Below are 18511 nucleotides of genomic sequence, written 5' to 3' on the forward strand. Positions count from 1 at the left end.
GCACCTTGGTGGCCGCACATCAGGTTGATATGAATTCTAGACAACAGACAATATTGCAATTGGTTAACGACCGCCGGCGCATCAGCGTCAGCGATTTGGCTGCCGCCACCGGCGTTTCAGAGGTGACAATCCGCCAGGATTTGAACTTGCTGGAGAAACGCAGCTATCTGAAACGGGTACACGGCTCCGCGCTGGCGCTGGAAAGTGACGACGTCGATGCGCGCATGATGTCCAACTTCACCCTCAAGCAAAAGCTGGCGCAGTATGCCGCTTCGCTGGTTAACGACGATGAGACCATCTTCATCGAAAGCGGCAGTGCCAACGCGTTGCTGGCTCGCTACATTGCCGAACGCAAGCGCATCACGTTGATCACCGTCAGCCACTATATCGCCAACCTGCTGAAAGAGACCGACTGCGAGGTGATCGTGCTGGGGGGCATGTATCAGAAAAAGAGCGAAACCGTGGTTGGCCCCTTAACGCGTCAGTGCATTCAGCAGGTTCATTTCAGCAAGGCGTTTATCGGCATTGACGGCTACCATGCGGACACCGGCTTTACCGGCCGCGATATGATGCGTGCCGACGTGGTTAATGCCGTGCTGGCGAAAGGCGTGGAAAATATTGTCCTGACCGACTCGTCCAAATTTGGCCAAATCCAGCCCAATCCGCTGACTCAGCAGGGAAAAGTGCATCGGGTAATCACCGATTCGCGGCTGTCACTGGAATATCAACACCAGTTGAAACGCCAGGGAATACAGTTGGATATAGTGAACGACTAGGCGTCAGGCAAGAATATGAACGGCCGTCGATCGGCGGCCATTCTGAAGATCACTGGCCGTAATAGGCATTCTTACCGTGCTTACGCAGGTAATGTTTATCCAACAGTGTCTGCTGCATATTCGCCAACCCCGGCGTCAGTTGGTTTGAAAAAATCCCCATATAGGCAACCTCTTCCAACACCACCGCATTATGCACCGCGTTTTCCGCATCCTTCCCCCAGGTAAAAGGACCGTGCGAATGTACCAATATCGCGGGGACCGCGGCAGGATCCAACTGGCGTTCAGCAAAGGTTTCGACAATCACCCTGCCGGTTTCCCATTCATAGCGGCCGTTAATTTCCTCATTCCGCATCTGTCGGGTACAGGGGATATCACCATAAAAATAATCGGCGTGCGTGGTCCCCCAGGCAGGAATGTCCAGCCCCGCCTGCGCCCAAATGGTAGCGTGGCGTGAATGGGTATGGACAATGCCCCCGGCGGCGCCAAACTCAAGGTAAAGTACGCGGTGGGTATCGCTGTCCGATGACGGCTTTTTACCTCCCTCCACTACGTTGCCGCTTTCCAGTTCCACCACCACCATGTCATCACGGGTCATCACCTCGTATTCCACCCCAGAAGGCTTGATCACCATCAGCCCTTCACGGCGATCGACGGCGCTGACGTTACCCCAGGTAAAAGTCACCAGATGATGCCGTGGCAGGGCCAGGTTGGCCTCTAATACCTGCTGTTTGAGTTCGTTAAGCATGTGTCTTTCCCGTTTAAACCTGTTGGGAATATTGTCGGCAGGCCGGCTCTGAGAGGGTATGGCGTAAATCGCTAAAGACCGCGTAGCCTTCTGCTGGAAACCGAGAACTGTGCGACACAGAGTGAATGGCCTGTAGAGGTGGGGAATGGACTTTAAGACTATTTACCTGTTTATCGTCAGGCAGAGGCTTATAGTGGATATTGGCAGAGAGAGCGCTTCTGGCTTTTCAATTGTTCTGCCTTTAACAAAAAATGCCATTTTTTATATCGATACGCTTTGGGAGCTAATAGCAGGCCGAATTTAGGGTTCATGCCTATACTTATAGGGCACTCCCATAAGCCAATGCTAAGGAGAAGTCATTATGATGATTATCAATAAACGTTTCGCCACCGCTGCTTTGGCGCTTACACTGGCGTTTTCACTCAGCGCTTGTTCAAACATGTCCAAACGTGACCGTAACACCGCTATTGGTGCCGGCGCGGGGGCTGTAGGCGGCGCGGTGTTGACCGATGGTAGCGCATTGGGTACGCTCGGCGGGGCCGCCGTTGGGGGCATCATTGGTCATCAGGTAGGCAAATAACCTGATCGGCCACTATCTGGATACCTCTGCCGACAGGCTGGCAAAAGCATTTACGCTTTGACGTATTAACCATAATAAAGATTATTTCAGGTCTGTTTTACCTTCAGTCAATGGCTCTTTGCCATTCACGGGTTAACGCCCGGCAGCATCACCCTATGCCATGCCGCAGTATTGTACCGCGGCATGGCAATTCCCCCAGGCGATCAACCACCCGCCAGCTTGACCTTCATTCCTTTGGCTTCCAGCAGCTGTTTTAGTAAATCGCGCTTATCGCCCTGGATCTCAATCACGCCATCCTTGAGCGAACCACCGCAGCCACACTTCTTCTTCAACTCGGCCGCCAGTTTTTCCAGTGCCGCATCATCCAGATCAACGCCCGAGATCAGGCAAACGCCCTTCCCCTTACGCCCACTGGTTTGACGCTGAATGCGTACGATGCCGTCACCCTTGTCGCGCTGTGGCTTAACCTCTTCCTGTTTGATGCGGCCGCTGTCGGTGGAATAGACCAGGCGGCTGTTATCGTCCTTCATGGTCATATCCTCAGGCCAGTGAGGCGCGAATGGCGCTCAGCGTGGCGGCAGGGTCAGCGGATTGGGTGATCGGACGCCCAATCACCATGTAGTCAACGCCCACCGCCTGTGCCTGCACCGGCGTCATGATGCGACGCTGATCGCCTGCGTCGCTGCCTTCAGGGCGGATACCCGGCGTCACCAACTGGAACTGTTGACCACAGGCCGCTTTCAGGCGCTCGGCCTCATGCGCAGAACAGACTACGCCGTCCAGCCCGCAATCGCGAGTCAGGCGCGCCAGCCGTTCCGCATGTTCGGCCGGTGAGAGATCAATACCGATAGCCTGCAGATCCTCCGCTTCCATGCTGGTCAGCACGGTCACGGCGATCAACAACGGCGCCTGCGCGCCATAAGACAGCAATGCCTCTTTGGCGGCAGTCATCATACGCGCACCGCCGCTGGCGTGAACGTTAACCATCCATACGCCCAGCTCGGCCGCTGCCGCTACCGCGCGGGCGGTAGTGTTAGGAATATCGTGGAATTTCAAATCCAGGAATACGTCGAAACCGCGGTCGTGCAAATCGCGCACCAGTTGCGGTCCAAACAGGGTGAACATTTCCTTGCCCACTTTTAACCGACAGTCCTGCGGATCGATACGATCGGCAAATGCCAGCGCGGCACCTTTGTCCGCGTAATCCAGCGCAACGATAATTGGCGATGATTTTAAGTCATTGTTATTAATGTTATTTTCAGACTTCATTTCTTCTACCTTCTGTAAAATGGACATAACCAGGTAACAACCCGCCAAACTGACCGCCGCATTCTACATGCCAGCCGACAGAAATCCCAGCCGCAGCGCGTGCTGCGGTTAAGTAATGTTAACCCCTGGTTCGTCATCAAGCGTCAATATAACCCGAATGCCATTAACCCAGACTGCGTAAAGCGCCGTAAAGATGCGTAAATTATAAATCAAATAATTTGAACAACAAGCTCAGCATTATCAGATTTTAAATCCCCGTGGATGCTTTATTATTCAACGCATCGGAAGCAAACGGCTTCCAACCTAAATAAACAGACTGGAGTTTCCTATGAAAAGCATCAAATATTTTGCAGCCGCTGCCGCTATCGCCATGACCTCTTTCGCTACCTTCGCCGCTGAGCCGGTTGATCTGCAGCAGGCCACCAGCCTGACCGCCTCCGGTGTCGTCTCCGCAGGCCATGCTACTACCCTCAGTAGCCTGGAAAGCAAACTGGCCGCCAAAGCTGAAGCCCAGGGCGCCAGCAGCTACCGCATTATCTCAGCCGGTGGTAATAACATGCTGAGCGGCACCGCAGTCATCTACAAATAAGTGCTTTCGGTATAGGGCCCGGCACGCCGGGCTCTATCTCAATCCCCCCCACCATATCGTTCATTATTTCCCCGTCACAATGTTACATAAATATTAAATTTTTATTACACACTAGACACTCACTCACGACTGGCTTAGCTTGAAAGCAATCCTCCCGCAGAAAGGCTTCAAAATGAGCGAGATATCTACACTAACGATTAAAATCCCTCTGGAACTCAAAGAAAAAATTCGTGCCATTGCCGCCGATAACCAACTTTCTCTGAGCGCTGAGGTTTGCCAACGTCTTGAACATAGCTTCGACTTCCCGGCTAAGGCGGAAAAAGCCGCTAAGAAATCGGCGGAGTTACACCATGGTGACATCGACAACCAGGGTATTGAAGAAGAGATTGAGCAACCGCTGAACCAGAAAGAATTGAAGAAGCTGCGTCAGTTGCTGAAAGGTGGCGTCAAAGCCGGCAAGAAAAAATAAAGCGCTATTCTCATAAAAAAACGGGGCTAATTTAGCCCCGTTTTTTATTGTGTATTACTGTGCGTTATTGTCCATCCAGCCCGCGGATCGGTTTAACCGATGACCAGGCTCGGCATGATGGACAATGCCAATAAAGAGAGTGTGCGGTAAAACCGCATTTATGGCAGCGATAGCGCGGCTTGGTACGTATTTGTTCGCCAACCATATCACGCAGCAACAGCAAGCTCTCTTTCGCACGGCCGTCTTCCGCATCTGCCAGGTGATAATCCATCAGGCGATAAAATACCCGCATCGTCGGGTGGCGCTGTAATTGGCGGTTGATATAAACCTGCACCACATCGCGCCCTTCTTGCTGCTCAATTATTTCCGCCAGCATCAGTTCAGCGGTAGCGCCAGTATTTTCTTCCACACAACGTTTGAGGAAGTCCGACCAATCCTGCTGCTGCTCCAGATGTTGGTAACACTCATGCAGCATCGGCAAGGTTTCGCTAACCAGTTCTTTATCCTGATTCAACACCCGCTTGAGCGACTCTACCGCCTTGGCGTATTCCCCCTGAGCCATATAAATGCGCCCTACCATGATCGACACCCGGGCACACTGCTTATCGGCCGAGGCCGCTCGTTTCAGCAGGCCCATTGCCTTATCGAGATCGTCACTGCCCATCGCCTGCAATGCCAGTTCGCAGTAGAAATGGGCGATCTCGATACGCTGTTTATCTTTGCCCAATTTGACCAGTTTTTCCGCCACATCAATGGCTTTTTGCCAATCGCTGGTGGCCTGATGGATCACCAACAATTGCTGTAACGCGGAAATGCGGAAATCTTCTTCACCGATTAACTGGCCGAACATATCTTCCGCGCGATCGTACATGCCGGCGGCCATATAATCGCGCCCCAGCTGTTGCACCGCCAGCAGACGTTGTTCGAAGGTCAGAGAAGCGCTTTCCATCAGCGCCTGGTGAATGCGGATTGCACGGTCTACTTCGCCGCGCGAACGGAACAGGTTACCCAGCGTCAGGTGAGCCTCAACGGTGTTGCTGTCCTCTTTCAACATATCCAGGAACAGATCAACCGCTTTATCCTGCTGGTTGGAAAGCAGGAAGTTAACCCCGGCCACATACTCGCGTGACAGACGGTTGGCTTCCTGTTGTTTATCCTGTTGAGCACTTCTGCGCCCCATGTACCAGCCGTACGCGGCAGCCACGGGCAACAACAGAAACAGCAGCTCTAACATAGAAGATTATTCCTTGCTGACAACGGATGGAGCTGCCGATTCAGCAGGTTGTTCAAGCTGCAGTTCCAGCCTTTTGATTTTGCGCTCGGCCCGACCCAGCGAAATGCGGGTACGCAGATAAAACAGACCACAAATGACCCAGCCGAGAACAAAACCGGCGCCAAACAATGCCGCCAATAGGGTCGATACGCGATAGTCGCCCTGCGCAACCAGGTAATTAAAACTCACGACCTGGTCGTTATGCGCGCCCAACGTGACTGAAATCACGAAAATCACCAGAACCAACAAAAAAATCAGCAAATATTTCACATTCTTTCCCGCGATGCCGAGTTAATCGGATGAACTATGCCTATACGTGGCGTCCCTAACCTTTAAGTTAGCATTTCCCATCGTGGCAGGGAAACCCTGCGGCACGATAAAACCACATATCTGCTGGCATATTCGACAGTAAACGACGCTCCCGAACAAATTAATGAGAAAGCTTCTCAAAATAATAGATTAATAAGGATATGGGGGCATGAATAAGAATTACAACAAAGGGAAATGTAAGGGGTTAATGCGGCGCCGTATCGGCGCCGTGATAAGTGACATCGTCACCTAATGTTTATGGGTAGCACTTCTTTCCGCAATTTCCTGCTGTTCTTGCGGCGGCGGAGTCAAAGGGCCAAACCAGCGTTGTGCCAACCAACAAGCTATTGTCACCAGCAACCAACTGATCAACGTCGCCACCACCAGATCGCGCGGCCAGTGCATACCCAGCAGCAAACGACTGCCCATGACACCCGTTGCCCACAGCATTAATACCGCCACAGTCTTATAGTGCCGACGCGGCCACAACAGCCCTACGCCCAGCAGCGCCCAACTGGCGGCAAACATGGTATGGCCGGAAGGGAATGCGAAACCGGTCTCAAACTGCCAGTGTTCACGTAACCATACCGGTACCAGAGGTTGCTCCTGCAGTTGTTCTTTAACCAACGCACCCCGCTCTTTACGCTTGAGTGAGTAAAAGTACTTTTCGTCAATCTGATGGGCAGACTCCAGCCACAACACAAACGGCCGCGGTTCCTGTACCCGATCCTTGATAAAAGACTTCACCCCCTGACCAATCAGAATCGATGCGCTGAGCAGCACCAACAGACCTATAGCCGGCCGGATGCGAAAGCGCAGGCACCAAAGAAACCAGGCACCGAGAATGATGCTGGTGATAATTCCCCAGGGCGAAGTGACCGTTTCGGTCAGCCAATACAGACCTTTCAATAGTCGGCCATCGCCGCCCGGCTGCCATTGCCAACCGGAAAGCCACGCTGCCAGCGGCATCAACAACAGCACTATCGCGCCTGCTGCCGTGCGTTTTGCTATCTCAAACATTCCTATCGTCCTTTGCATAAACCCATTGGCAGTGTAACAATCTTGTAATATTGATAACACTCTAAAAATTAAACAGATATATAACCTAATTCAATAATACTTGACTGAAAACACCGGATGCCGATTTGCTGAGCACCTCAGGGCAAGAAGTTATGGCAAAATAGTCGATAATTGATGAAATGCCGATCGTCGTTGCGCATTTTAATACTGGTCAGTTCACTGTGCCGGACGTAGGATGCGCAACCATGATTGAATCGGATGTATTTGTGGAGAGCAACATGCAGCTTAAACGGGTGGCAGAGGCCAAATTGCCAACACCTTGGGGCGATTTCCTGATGGTAGGATTCGAAGAACTGGCTACCGGGCACGATCATCTGGCGCTGGTGTTCGGTGATATTTCTGGCGCGACGCCGGTACTCTCACGGGTTCATTCTGAGTGTCTGACCGGTGATGCATTATTCAGCCTGCGCTGTGACTGCGGTTTTCAGTTGGAAGCGGCGCTGGAGCATATCGCAGAAGAAGGTCGCGGTATTCTGCTCTACCACCGCCAGGAAGGTCGTAATATCGGTTTGTTGAATAAGATCCGCGCTTATGCGTTGCAGGACAAGGGGGCTGACACGGTAGAAGCCAACCACCAGTTGGGCTTCGCCGCTGATGAACGCGATTTCACCCTGTGTGCAGACATGTTCAAACTGCTGGGCGTGGATGCGGTGCGTTTGTTGACCAACAACCCGAAAAAGGTTGAGATCCTGACGGAAGCCGGTATCAACATTAGCGAACGAGTGCCGTTGATCGTGGGGCGTAACCCGAAGAACGAACGTTATCTGGCGACCAAGGCCGCGAAAATGGGCCATTTGCTGGACCAAGAGTAATTTCCCCCAGGGGAAAATCAGGGCGCCATGACAGGCGCCCTTTTTATTACAGCATTTTCCTGATCACATAGTGCAGGATGCCGTCATTTTCATAGTAGGTCAGCTCATTGCCGGTATCGATACGGCAACGGGTATTGACCACTTCTTTACGCCCATCTGCGTAAGTGATCAGCACCGGCACATTTTGCCCCGGTTTCAGCGTTTGCAATCCGCTGACGCTAATCTGCTCATCACCACTCAGCCCCAGCGTTTTGCGTGTCACGCCCGCAGGGAACTCCAGAGGCAGAATACCCATACCAATCAGGTTAGAACGGTGAATACGCTCAAAGGATTCGGCAATCACCACTCGTACCCCCAGCAGACGCGGCCCCTTCGCCGCCCAGTCACGGCTGGAGCCGGAACCGTATTCTTTACCGGCAATCACCGCCAGCGGTACCTGCTCCTGCTGATACTGCATCGCGGCATCGTAGATCGACAGCTGATTCTGTGACGGAATATGGCGGGTATAACCCCCTTCAACCCCCGGCACCATTTCGTTGCGGATGCGGATATTGGCAAAGGTGCCACGCATCATCACTTCATGGTTACCACGGCGTGAGCCATAGGAGTTAAAGTCCAGTGCAGCAACGCCATGATCACTCAGATAGCGCCCCGCCGGGCTTTCACGTTTGATATTCCCCGCCGGCGAAATATGGTCGGTAGTCACCGAGTCAGCCAGGATCGCCAGAATGCGGGCATCTTTGATGTCTTGCACCGGATCCGGCTGCACTTTCATGGTGCTGAAGAACGGCGGATGGCGAATATAGGTGGAATCTTCCTGCCACGGATAGGTGGCCGAACCGGCAACCTGAATCGACTGCCAGTTGGCGTCACCGTCAAACACCGCACCGTATTCCTTGTGGAACATCTCGGTGCGAACTTCTTCCACCGCCTGGGCAATGTCCTGGCTGCTTGGCCAGATATCCTTCAGATAAACCGGCTTGCCGTCACGGCCTTCGCCCAGTGGGTCTTTGGACAGGTCAACCTTCATGCTGCCGGCCAGCGCATAGGCCACCACCAGCGGCGGCGAGGCCAGCCAGTTGGTTTTCACCAGCGGATGGATACGGCCTTCAAAGTTACGGTTACCGGACAATACCGCCCCCACGGTCAGGTCGCCCTCTTTAATCGCCTGCTCGATAGGATCGGGCAATGGCCCGGAGTTACCAATACAGGTGGTACAGCCATAACCCACCAGATTAAAGCCGAGCTCTTCCAAGTAGGCGGTCAGCTTGGCGCTGTCGAAATAGTCGGTCACCACTTTGGAACCCGGCGCCAACGAGGTTTTCACCCAAGGTTTGGTTCGCAGCCCTTTATTCACCGCATTTTTCGCCAGTAGACCGGCTGCCATCATCACGCTGGGGTTGGAGGTATTGGTACAGGAGGTAATGGCCGCGATAACCACAGCGCCGTTATGCAGCTCGTGTTGCTGCCCATTCAGAGTGAAAGGTTTGAATTCAGATTTACGTTGCTGGTTGCCGATTTCCAGTTCGGTTGCGGCATTGAACGCTTTAGGAACGTCGGGCAGTGCCACACGGTCCTGTGGGCGTTTCGGCCCGGCGAGACTGGCGACCACCGTCGACATATCCAACGCCAGAGTACTGGTAAACACCGGCTCATCACCAGGGTTACGCCACATGCCCTGCACTTTGGCGTAGGCTTCCACCAATGCGATTTGTTCATCGCTGCGACCACTCAGCTTCATATAGCCCAGCGTCACGTCGTCCACCGGGAAGAAGCCGCAGGTCGCGCCAAATTCTGGCGACATGTTGGCAATGGTGGCTCGGTCGGCCAGCGGCAAATCGGCCAGGCCGTCACCGTAGAACTCGACAAACTTGCCCACCACCCCGTGCTTACGCAGCATCTGGGTGACGGTCAACACCAGGTCGGTGGCGGTAATGCCTTCGCTGAGCTTACCGGTGAGTTTAAAGCCCACCACGTCCGGGATCAGCATCGACACCGGCTGGCCCAGCATCGCCGCCTCGGCCTCGATACCGCCCACGCCCCAGCCAAGAATACCCAGGCCGTTGATCATGGTGGTGTGGGAGTCGGTACCCACCAAGGTATCCGGGTAGGCAATACGCTGACCGCTTTCGTCGGTGTGCCATACCGTTTGACCAAGATATTCCAGGTTAACCTGGTGACAGATACCGGTGCCCGGCGGCACTACGCGGAAGCGGTTGAAGGCTTTCTGCCCCCAACGCAGGAAGGTATAGCGCTCGTGGTTGCGTTCCATTTCGATACGCACGTTTTCTTCAAACGCTTCGTCATCGCCGAACTCATCAACGGTGACCGAATGGTCAATCACCAGATCGACCGGTGACAACGGGTTGACCTGGTCAACATTGCCGCCCAATCGCTGCACCGCTTCACGCATAGCGGCCAAATCCACCACCGCGGGTACGCCGGTAAAGTCCTGCATCAGTACGCGAGCGGGGCGGTAGGCAATCTCGCGGTCGGCATGACCGGTCTGTAACCAGCCGACGATAGCTTTAAGGTCGTCAACCTGCACGGTGTCGCCATCCACATGGCGCAGCAGGTTTTCCAACAGCACTTTCATTGATTTTGGCAACCGGTCGATATCACCCAGCTGTCTCGCGGCCAGTGGCAGACTGTAATAACGATACTCGTTATTCAGTGCAACCAGCTTATCCATACTCGTTTCACGAAGATCGGACGACATAGCTCCTCCATTTCTTATTATGTCTAAAACAGGGTAATCACTGAGGTCTTATTTAAAGATAACACAAAGATGATGTAACGTTTTGATAACAACACGTTTTGATCATAACGATAGATAGAAGTAATCAAGAAGGGAGAAGTCGTTTTTTCCCAACGGCTTAGACATGGGCTCCGCTGAGCACAGAATAGCAAGAGGGTCATATTCCTGCGTCGATTGCTATCTGTTAAGGTTCCTTTCCAGCCGTTCGAAGAACGGCTTGTGACTTATCGCGCAGCATTGGCCGTGATACCAAAGTCATATTTTAAATCCAAGGAGAGAATAGTGGCATTTTTGGGATTCGTCAGTGAACGTGAGTGTCAGCGCTGGGAAGGCGCGCCGCCCTATATTCCCGCCTTCAGCTTTCATGAAAAACATCAGTCAGCCCCCATTAATGCCACACCTGAAGCCATTATTCAGGCGGTGCTTGCGCTGGATATGGCCGAGGACCCTATCATCAGTCGGTTACTGATGCTGCGTCAGTTACCCACGAAGCTGCGCCAATGGTTCACTAACACCAAAAACACTACGCCGCCCGCTGCATTTGGTTTCGACACTTTTACCCTGCTGCATCAGAGCACTAATGAAATTTCTCTTGGATTGGCCGGTCGTTTCTGGCGCCCAACCATGGGGGTGGCAAATCTGGCCAATGCAGAAGAGTTTGACCATTACAACGATCCCGATGCGGCTAAACTGGTGTTGCGCTTCAACGCCACACAGGACAATGCCGGATGGGCAGTGTTAAGTACGGAAACCTTCGTCTGGTGCCCTACGCCCCAGGTAAAAGCACGCTTTGCCTGCTATTGGGGAGCCATTCGCCCGGCCAGCGGTTGGATAAGGCGCCGCACCCTGCTTGCCGTGCAGCAGAAACTGGCAATGAGAGACAGCTGACGAATGGATGCCGGAACTGGCATCGTTCTGTGGGAGTACAAAGGGGATATCAGAGGTGAACAAACCTGAAAAGATAAAACAGGAAGGGGTGGGTTCCCCTCCTGCTATCAGCCATTAATCTAACGGCTTACTTCTCTGGCAGTTTGATGTCCTTGAACATCGCTTCAATCTCTTCGTTGGAACGCAGCGCAACTGCGCTATCAACCACGTCGCGCGTCAGATGCGGAGCGAAGCGTTGAATGAAATCGTACATATAACTGCGCAGGAAGGTGCTGCGGCGGAAACCGATTTTGGTGGTGCTGTAAGTGAAGATATCACGCGCATCCACCGTCACCAGATCGGGATCCTGAACCGGATCCACAGCCATGCTGGCAATCACCCCTACACCAAGCCCCAGTCGCACGTAAGTTTTAATCACGTCGGCGTCTGTCGCGGTAAATACGATGCGTGGCGTCAGGCCTGCGCGATTAAACGCGGTATCCAACTCGGAACGGCCAGTGAAACCGAAGGTATAGGTAACAATCGGGTAAGCCGCCAACTCTTCGATGGTGATGTGGCTTTTACCGGCTAATGGATGATCGGGTTTTACTACCACCGCACGATTCCAGTGGTAGCACGGCAACATGATTAAATCGTCGTAGAGGTGCAACGCTTCAGTGGCAATGGCAAAGTCTGCGGTGCCTTTGGATACGGCTTCGGCGATTTGCGTCGGCGACCCCTGATGCATATGCAGCGAAACACGCGGATAACGCTCAATGAAGCCTTTAATGACGTTAGGCAGCGCGTAACGTGCCTGGGTGTGAGTTGTGGCCACATACAGTGAACCTTTATCCGGGTAGGTATGCTCGCCGGCGACGGCTTTGATGGCATCCACTTTGGACAGAACTTCACGCGCAATACGGATAATTTCCAAACCTGCCGGCGTCACCTGAGTCAGGTGTTTACCGCTACGGGCGAAAATCTGGATGCCCAGTTCATCTTCCAGCATCCGCACCTGCTTGCTGATACCGGGCTGTGAGGTGTAAAGCCCTTCTGCCGTCGAGGAGACATTCAGGTTGTGGTTAACCACTTCCACGATGTAACGAAGCTGCTGCAATTTCATATCTTATACCATCCTAGGTTAAACACTGCGTTGAGCCGCAGCCAGGTATATCGGTGTCGCCCCGGTATGCTGAAAAGTAACAAGCCATAAACACCGTGTTTCACCCAGACGCTGAAGAAACCGCCGCTGTTAATAAGCTTTAATCATAAAAAAACTTTTTATATAACCACTATAACACGCTACAGCTTCAAGTATAGATCCACGTCACACTGTGGTAACGATTATTTTGCATTGCTATCAAGGTGAAACCCTGGCTCCAGGAGGGAAAAAGCAGCAAAGGATAGATCCGTTCGCCCCCTTTCGCCAATAAAAAAACCAGCCACATGGGCTGGTTTTTTATGTTGCATTCAGGCTGCAAATTTACTTTTTGCCTTCAACCCATTTGCCATCTACGTAGAAAGCGGACCAGCCGGTGGCTTTGCCGTCCTTTTCTGAAGAGACATACTGCTGTTTGGTTTTACGGCTGAAACGCACCATGGTTTTGTTGCCTTCCGCATCGGCCACCGGCGCATCTGCCAGATAGCGCAGTTTTTCAGGCAGACGATCCTTGAAACGGGCCAGTTCTTCCACCAACGGCGCACGGGTCTCGCGCGATTTAGGGAAGGTATTAGCCGCCAGGAACACACCGGCAGCGCCGTCACGCAGTACAAAGTAAGCGTCCGACTTTTCGCATGGCAGTTCCGGCAATGGAACCGGATCTTCCTTCGGTGGTGCAACATCACCATTACGCAGGATCTTACGGGTATTTTTACACGTCTCGTTGGTGCAACCCATGTACTTGCCGAAGCGCCCCATTTTCAGGTGCATTTCAGAACCACACTTATCGCACTCAACCACAGGACCGTCATACCCTTTCAGGCGGAACTCGCCCTCTTCGATCTCATAGCCGTCACACGCAGGGTTATTACCACACACGTGCAGCTTGCGTTGGTTATCGATCAGGTAGCTGTCCATCGCCGTGCCGCACTTCTGGCAACGACGGCGGGCACGCAACGCGTTGGTTTCCGCGTCATCCCCTTCGAGAATGTTCAGCACTTCCGTTTCCGGCACCAGGTTAATGGTGGTTTTACAACGTTCCTTCGGCGGCAACGCATAGCCGGAGCAACCCAGGAACACGCCGGTACTGGCAGTACGGATACCCATCTTGCGTCCGCAGGTTGGGCAATCGATGCTGGTCATCACCATCTGATTCGGGCGCATGCCGCCTTCTTCTGGCTCTTTCTCCGCCGTTTCCAGCTGTTCGCTGAACTCGGCAAAGAACTCATCCAACACCGCTTTCCACTCTGCCTGGTTGTTCGCTACCTGGTCCAGGCCGTTTTCCATGCGTGCGGTGAAGTCATAGTTCATCAGCTCGCGGAAATTTTCTTCCAAACGGTCGGTAACGATCTCACCCATTTTCTCGGCGTAGAAACGGCGGCTTTCGACCCGCACATAGCCACGATCCTGAATGGTCGAGATGATCGAAGCGTAAGTCGATGGACGGCCGATACCGCGTTTTTCCAACTCTTTTACCAATGACGCTTCGCTGTAACGCGCAGGTGGCTTGGTGAAGTGTTGACTTGGGATCAGCTTCTGCAATTCCAGATCGCTGCCTACTTCAACGTATGGCAAGGTGCGGTCTTCATCACCCTTGCGCAGAGCAGGCATCACTTTGGTCCAACCATCAAAACGCAGCGTACGGCCTTTGGCGCGCAACTGGTAATCAGCAGCTTTCACCGACAGCGTGGTGGAGTCATACTGCGCCGGTGTCATCTGACAGGCCACAAACTGGCGCCAAATCAGCTGATACAGTTTTTGCGCATCCGCTTCCATATCTTTCAACTGCTCAGCCAGCACGTTCACATCCGACGGACGGATAGCTTCGTGTGCTTCCTGCGAGTTTTCTTTGCTGCTGTACTGATTCGGGGCTTTCGGCAGGTACTTGTCGCCGAAGTTGTCACCGATGTAACCGCGCACCATCTCGAGCGCATCCTGGCTCAGGTTGGTGGAGTCGGTACGCATATAGGTGATGTGACCTGCTTCATACAGCCGCTGAGCCATCATCATGGTTTTCTTCACGCCAAAGCTCAGACGGGTACTGGCCGCCTGCTGCAAGGTCGAAGTGATGTAAGGTGCACCCGGCTTGCTGCTGGTCGGTTTGTCTTCGCGATCCAGCACCGTATAACGGGCTTTCTCCAGCAGTTTGAGTGCGGCGTGGGTCTGCTCACGGTTAACCGGTTTGAACGGTTTGTCGTGGGCATGTGTCACTTCCATCTGCAGCGCGGTATCGCCCTTCGCCAACAGATCGGCGTGCAACTCCCAGTACTCTTCCGGCACGAAGGCTTTGATGTCGCGCTCACGCTCCACCACCAGCCGAACCGCAACGGATTGCACTCGCCCGGCGGACAAGCCACGGGCAATTTTTTTCCACAGCAGCGGCGAAACCATGTAACCCACCACGCGGTCCATAAAGCGACGCGCCTGCTGAGCGTTAACACGATCGATATTCAGTTCACCGGGCTGTTTGAACGCATTTTGGATCGCGTTCTTGGTAATTTCGTTAAACACCACGCGGCTAAAGCGTTTGTCGTCACCCCCGATAACTTCCCGCAGGTGCCAGGCAATGGCTTCCCCTTCGCGGTCAAGGTCGGTTGCGAGATAAATGTGGTCGGCGTTTTCCGCTAACGACTTTAACTCGGCGACAACTTTTTCTTTACCCGGCAGGATTTCGTATTGCGCTTTCCAGCCATGGTAAGGATCGACGCCCATGCGATTTACCAGCGCCGTCGTCGGATCTTTTTTAACTTTCTTCTTGGCTTTGTCTTCGGTTGAGTCAGCGCTCTTTTTGCTGGCTGAGCCACTGGTCGGCAAATCACGGATATGACCGACGCTGGACTTCACCACGTAGTCATTACCTAAATATTTATTAATAGTTTTGGCTTTTGCCGGGGACTCAACTATTACGAGAGCTTTACCCATATTTACCTTTACCTAATTTTATTTCTTCTAAAAAGAAGTCTTTTATCTCGCCGTGCCGCAGCGATTCATATCTCTTTTTTATATTGCGGCAGTCTGGCAAGAGATCAACATGTTTTTTTCTATCGGCTGTTTAACTGCTCAACCTGAACGCAAGTTGTTGATCCTGCCTACTATTCACTCATGCCCCAGAAGTACGGCAGTGTGAAACTCATTCATGGCGTAAACAAAACCTTCCACCCGACGCCGCAAAATCCCACACTGTACCTGATAAAAAGCGCCACGCAACCTAATTAGCACGGAAAGGCAGATTTCGCCAATCGGCAGATAGTGCTAGCCATCCAGACGGCAAATAAACCTTAGTCTGTTTGCGGATAAATGCGAACTGGCGTTAGAATATGTGCAGAATTTTTCATTGGAGTGTAATAAATGCGCACTGATACCTCACCTATTGCTCGCGAAGCCCTGCTGGAAGAAGCAAATAAACTTATTCGCCAGCATGATGAATATCTGCATGGTATGGTTGCCACTGATGTTGAACAAAAAGGCAGCGTTTTAGTTTTCCGCGGTGAATTCTTTTTGGATCCGGATGGATTGCCAACGATAAAAACTACCGCAGTATTTAATATGTTTAAACACTTGGCTCACGTGTTTTCTGATAAATACCATTTGGTCGATTAAGCATTAAAAAAGGGGGCCATGGCCCCCTTGATGTTTAAACATTCGGTTTAAAGCAGTGGCTTTTCACCCCGCTGCCACCAGCGTAACAGCAGACGATCGACACTTTCCGCCGCACTGCCGGTAAAACGGTCCATCATGCGTTTACGGCGTGCATAGCGCACCCTGACCACCTCGTGGTTTTCCATTTCAGCGATCAACAAATCATCACTGGTGCCAATGGCATCAATCAGCCCTTTGTCTTTCGCCTGAGTGCCGAACCAATGCTCACCGGTCGCCACGCTATCGATATCCAGCGATGGACGCTGTTGATGAACAAACTGTTTAAACAGCTCGTGGGTGTCGTTCAAGTCTTCACGGAATTTCTCACGCCCCTGCTCGGTGTTTTCGCCAAACAATGTCAGCGTGCGTTTGAACTCACCGGCGGTGTGCAACTCTACATCAATATCATTCTTTTTCAGCAAGCGATGGAAGTTAGGGATTTGCGCCACGACGCCAATGGAACCGATGATGGCAAAGGGGGCTGCAACGATGCGATCTGCCACGCAGGCCATCATATAACCGCCGCTGGCCGCCACTTTATCGACCGCAACCGTCAGGCGAATGCCGCCGGTACGCAAACGTGCCAGTTGCGATGACGCCAGGCCGTAGCCGTGCACCACCCCGCCAGGGCTTTCCAAGCGCAGCAACACTTCATCCTGCGGTGTCGCTACCGCCAGCACCGCCGAAATTTCCTCACGCAGTGAAGTCACTTCATGGGCATCCATGCTGCCTTTGAAATCCAGCACGTACAGGCAAGGTTTGGTGGCTTCAACCGCACCGGTTTTGGCACGCTGTTTCTTCAGTTTATCGTCGGCCTTGGTCTGCTTTTTAAACTGTTTGTTCCAGGCCTTTTGTTCCGCATCGCCCATGCGCGCCAGCCGCATATCACGCTGCATGTCGCGATATTGTTCGCCAAGGTCAGTCAGCCGCAGTTCTCCTTTCTGGCGGTTCTTACGTTGCCCCAGGCTGACCGCCAGCAACGCCAGCGCGGCGATAGCAATCACTACCGTCGCGACTTTGGCCAAAAATAGGCCATAAACAGATATAAACTCCACAGATTCCGCCTTGATTAACAGGTTGTTAGTATGATCTCATTCATTCTAGCCAACCGACGCAGTGACTGTCGCGGCTAAATAAAAAATCCTTGTGATACCTTTTTACTATGTGGGCACATTTTGGCTTAACCAAGCCGCTACTGTTCCCTTTTTGTTACAAAAGAATGCCGATTCTGCTGCCTAATCATTGAAAATACGATCCATTTAAGGCATATAACACGGATTATTCATCAACATGATGATCCAAATTCGCTGCGGGGCCCTGCATGCGGTCGAGCCTTAGCTCCTGTCATGGCCCCTCAATCCACACCCCTCCCCGATGCAAGCGGGAGACCAGCCACCAAGGCGCGAGGAATTATTGTGCATTACCAACCTAAACAAGATCTGCTGGAAAAACGTATCATTTTGGTCACCGGCGCCGGTGACGGCATCGGTCGCGAAGCGGCACTCACTTACGCCAAATTTGGTGCACAGTTGGTGCTGTTGGGGCGTACCGAAAGCAAGTTGCAGGCGGTACAAGCCGAGATCGCAAAACTCAGCAGTTCGCCAAGCTACATCATCACGCTGGATCTACTGCATACCACTCAGGAGCAGTGCCAACAGGTGGCCGAAGAATTGGCAACCCATGTCCCGCGTCTCGACGGCGTGCTGCATAACGCCGGTCTGCTGGGTGATATCGCCCCCATGGCAGGACTGTCGATGGCAATGTGGAATGAGGTGATGCAGGTGAACGTCAACGCGACCTTTATGCTCACTCAGGCGCTGCTGCCATTGCTGCTGAAATCCAACGCCGGATCGCTGGTCTTTACCAGTTCCAGCGTCGGCCGTACCGGACGTGCCAACTGGGGTGCCTATGCGGTGTCCAAGTTCGCCACCGAGGGCATGATGCAGGTGTTGGCCGATGAATACAAAAGTCGCCATCTTCGGGTAAATTGCATCAACCCTGGCGGAACACGTACCCAAATGCGCGCATCAGCCTTCCCGCACGAAGACAAAAGCAAGCTAAAAACCCCGGCTGATATTATGCCGCTTTACCTCTATCTGATGGGTGATGACAGCCGCCGTAAAACCGGCATGAGCTTCGATGCCCAGCCAAACCGTAAACCCGGCGCCGCCGAATAAAAGGGGCTT

Annotated in this window: 18 protein-coding genes; 8 read left to right on the forward strand and 10 right to left on the reverse strand. The window is 52.9% G+C overall.

What is annotated here, in order from left to right; translation table 11 throughout:
- The first annotated feature begins 29 nt into the window (after positions 1–29).
- Positions 30–776, forward strand: coding sequence for a DeoR/GlpR family DNA-binding transcription regulator (locus tag F8R23_RS04660; RefSeq protein WP_099062875.1), 747 nt, complete (start codon positions 30–32; stop codon positions 774–776).
- 49 nt (positions 777–825) lie between these two features.
- On the opposite strand, the gene araD is transcribed toward F8R23_RS04660, so the two are convergent.
- Positions 826–1521 (reverse strand): L-ribulose-5-phosphate 4-epimerase, encoded by a 696-nt coding sequence (araD, locus tag F8R23_RS04665; protein ID WP_129938208.1) that lies wholly within the window; start codon positions 1519–1521, stop codon positions 826–828.
- A 361-nt stretch (positions 1522–1882) separates the two neighbouring features.
- Here araD and osmB point away from each other — a divergent pair, with 361 nt between their 5' ends.
- Positions 1883–2101 carry an osmotically-inducible lipoprotein OsmB gene (gene osmB, locus F8R23_RS04670; RefSeq protein ID WP_004945176.1) on the forward strand — a complete coding sequence of 73 codons (219 nt, stop codon included), beginning with the start codon at positions 1883–1885 and terminating at the stop codon, positions 2099–2101.
- 203 nt (positions 2102–2304) lie between these two features.
- Here the strand turns inward: osmB and yciH are convergent, their stop codons facing one another.
- Together yciH and pyrF are read right to left on the reverse strand one after the other, a co-directional pair.
- Complete coding sequence (yciH, locus tag F8R23_RS04675; RefSeq protein ID WP_099062873.1) at positions 2305–2631, reverse strand: stress response translation initiation inhibitor YciH; 327 nt, start codon at positions 2629–2631, stop codon at positions 2305–2307.
- Between the two features lie 10 nt (positions 2632–2641).
- Entirely contained in the window at positions 2642–3370 is a 729-nt protein-coding gene (gene pyrF, locus F8R23_RS04680) for an orotidine-5'-phosphate decarboxylase (protein WP_198642679.1), read from the reverse strand.
- A gap of 328 nt (positions 3371–3698) precedes the next feature.
- Here pyrF and bhsA point away from each other — a divergent pair, with 328 nt between their 5' ends.
- Together bhsA and F8R23_RS04690 are read left to right on the forward strand one after the other, a co-directional pair.
- Positions 3699–3959, forward strand: coding sequence for a multiple stress resistance protein BhsA (gene bhsA / locus F8R23_RS04685; RefSeq protein WP_085117030.1), 261 nt, complete (start codon positions 3699–3701; stop codon positions 3957–3959).
- A gap of 172 nt (positions 3960–4131) precedes the next feature.
- Entirely contained in the window at positions 4132–4428 is a 297-nt protein-coding gene (locus tag F8R23_RS04690) for an Arc family DNA-binding protein (RefSeq protein ID WP_099062871.1), read from the forward strand.
- Between the two features lie 64 nt (positions 4429–4492).
- Here the strand turns inward: F8R23_RS04690 and lapB are convergent, their stop codons facing one another.
- The 3 genes from lapB to pgpB all read right to left on the reverse strand — a co-directional run bounded on the left by lapB (position 4493) and on the right by pgpB (position 7030).
- Positions 4493–5662 carry a lipopolysaccharide assembly protein LapB gene (lapB, locus tag F8R23_RS04695; RefSeq protein WP_112348457.1) on the reverse strand — a complete coding sequence of 390 codons (1170 nt, stop codon included), beginning with the start codon at positions 5660–5662 and terminating at the stop codon, positions 4493–4495.
- Between the two features lie 6 nt (positions 5663–5668).
- The gene (locus F8R23_RS04700) at positions 5669–5971 is read right to left on the reverse strand and encodes a LapA family protein (RefSeq protein WP_085117032.1); all 303 of its coding nucleotides are present in this window, start codon (positions 5969–5971) and stop codon (positions 5669–5671) included.
- Between the two features lie 288 nt (positions 5972–6259).
- Complete coding sequence (gene pgpB, locus F8R23_RS04705; RefSeq protein ID WP_129934512.1) at positions 6260–7030, reverse strand: phosphatidylglycerophosphatase B; 771 nt, start codon at positions 7028–7030, stop codon at positions 6260–6262.
- 278 nt (positions 7031–7308) lie between these two features.
- Here pgpB and ribA point away from each other — a divergent pair, with 278 nt between their 5' ends.
- A complete protein-coding gene (gene ribA, locus F8R23_RS04710) occupies positions 7309–7902 on the forward strand; it encodes a GTP cyclohydrolase II (protein ID WP_085117134.1) in 594 nt (197 codons plus the stop codon).
- 46 nt (positions 7903–7948) lie between these two features.
- On the opposite strand, the gene acnA is transcribed toward ribA, so the two are convergent.
- Positions 7949–10621 carry an aconitate hydratase AcnA gene (gene acnA / locus F8R23_RS04715; RefSeq protein ID WP_129934511.1) on the reverse strand — a complete coding sequence of 891 codons (2673 nt, stop codon included), beginning with the start codon at positions 10619–10621 and terminating at the stop codon, positions 7949–7951.
- Positions 10622–10942: 321 nt separating this feature from the next.
- Here acnA and F8R23_RS04720 point away from each other — a divergent pair, with 321 nt between their 5' ends.
- Complete coding sequence (locus F8R23_RS04720) at positions 10943–11548, forward strand: hypothetical protein (protein WP_129934510.1); 606 nt, start codon at positions 10943–10945, stop codon at positions 11546–11548.
- A 127-nt stretch (positions 11549–11675) separates the two neighbouring features.
- Here F8R23_RS04720 and cysB read toward each other — a convergent pair whose 3' ends face one another.
- Both cysB and topA read right to left on the reverse strand, forming a co-directional pair.
- The gene (cysB, locus tag F8R23_RS04725) at positions 11676–12650 is read right to left on the reverse strand and encodes an HTH-type transcriptional regulator CysB (RefSeq protein WP_012145383.1); all 975 of its coding nucleotides are present in this window, start codon (positions 12648–12650) and stop codon (positions 11676–11678) included.
- Between the two features lie 360 nt (positions 12651–13010).
- Positions 13011–15608, reverse strand: a complete 2598-nt coding sequence (gene topA / locus F8R23_RS04730; RefSeq protein WP_099062866.1) for a type I DNA topoisomerase — start codon at positions 15606–15608, stop codon at positions 13011–13013.
- A 426-nt stretch (positions 15609–16034) separates the two neighbouring features.
- Here topA and F8R23_RS04740 point away from each other — a divergent pair, with 426 nt between their 5' ends.
- Complete coding sequence (locus F8R23_RS04740) at positions 16035–16286, forward strand: YciN family protein (RefSeq protein ID WP_099062865.1); 252 nt, start codon at positions 16035–16037, stop codon at positions 16284–16286.
- A 47-nt stretch (positions 16287–16333) separates the two neighbouring features.
- On the opposite strand, the gene sohB is transcribed toward F8R23_RS04740, so the two are convergent.
- Positions 16334–17380, reverse strand: a complete 1047-nt coding sequence (gene sohB / locus F8R23_RS04745) for a protease SohB (RefSeq protein ID WP_151415330.1) — start codon at positions 17378–17380, stop codon at positions 16334–16336.
- A gap of 360 nt (positions 17381–17740) precedes the next feature.
- Between sohB and F8R23_RS04750 the strand changes: the two genes are divergently transcribed.
- A complete protein-coding gene (locus tag F8R23_RS04750) occupies positions 17741–18502 on the forward strand; it encodes a YciK family oxidoreductase (RefSeq protein WP_129938211.1) in 762 nt (253 codons plus the stop codon).
- Positions 18503–18511: the final 9 nt, after the last annotated feature.

Source organism: Serratia proteamaculans, assembly GCF_008830365.1.
GTDB classification, from domain to species: Bacteria; Pseudomonadota; Gammaproteobacteria; order Enterobacterales; family Enterobacteriaceae; genus Serratia; species Serratia proteamaculans.

Coding starts and splice junctions, on each gene's coding strand:
- bhsA (WP_085117030.1), top strand. CDS start 3,699: ATGAAAAGCATCAAATATTTTGCAGCCGCTGCCGCTATCGCCATGACC.
- lapB (WP_112348457.1), bottom strand. CDS start 5,662: ATGTTAGAGCTGCTGTTTCTGTTGTTGCCCGTGGCTGCCGCGTACGGC.
- topA (WP_099062866.1), bottom strand. CDS start 15,608: ATGGGTAAAGCTCTCGTAATAGTTGAGTCCCCGGCAAAAGCCAAAACT.
- ribA (WP_085117134.1), top strand. CDS start 7,309: ATGCAGCTTAAACGGGTGGCAGAGGCCAAATTGCCAACACCTTGGGGC.
- araD (WP_129938208.1), bottom strand. CDS start 1,521: ATGCTTAACGAACTCAAACAGCAGGTATTAGAGGCCAACCTGGCCCTG.
- cysB (WP_012145383.1), bottom strand. CDS start 12,650: ATGAAATTGCAGCAGCTTCGTTACATCGTGGAAGTGGTTAACCACAAC.
- pyrF (WP_198642679.1), bottom strand. CDS start 3,370: ATGAAGTCTGAAAATAACATTAATAACAATGACTTAAAATCATCGCCA.
- F8R23_RS04690 (WP_099062871.1), top strand. CDS start 4,132: ATGAGCGAGATATCTACACTAACGATTAAAATCCCTCTGGAACTCAAA.
- acnA (WP_129934511.1), bottom strand. CDS start 10,621: ATGTCGTCCGATCTTCGTGAAACGAGTATGGATAAGCTGGTTGCACTG.
- F8R23_RS04740 (WP_099062865.1), top strand. CDS start 16,035: ATGCGCACTGATACCTCACCTATTGCTCGCGAAGCCCTGCTGGAAGAA.
- osmB (WP_004945176.1), top strand. CDS start 1,883: ATGATGATTATCAATAAACGTTTCGCCACCGCTGCTTTGGCGCTTACA.
- yciH (WP_099062873.1), bottom strand. CDS start 2,631: ATGAAGGACGATAACAGCCGCCTGGTCTATTCCACCGACAGCGGCCGC.
- F8R23_RS04660 (WP_099062875.1), top strand. CDS start 30: ATGAATTCTAGACAACAGACAATATTGCAATTGGTTAACGACCGCCGG.
- pgpB (WP_129934512.1), bottom strand. CDS start 7,030: ATGTTTGAGATAGCAAAACGCACGGCAGCAGGCGCGATAGTGCTGTTG.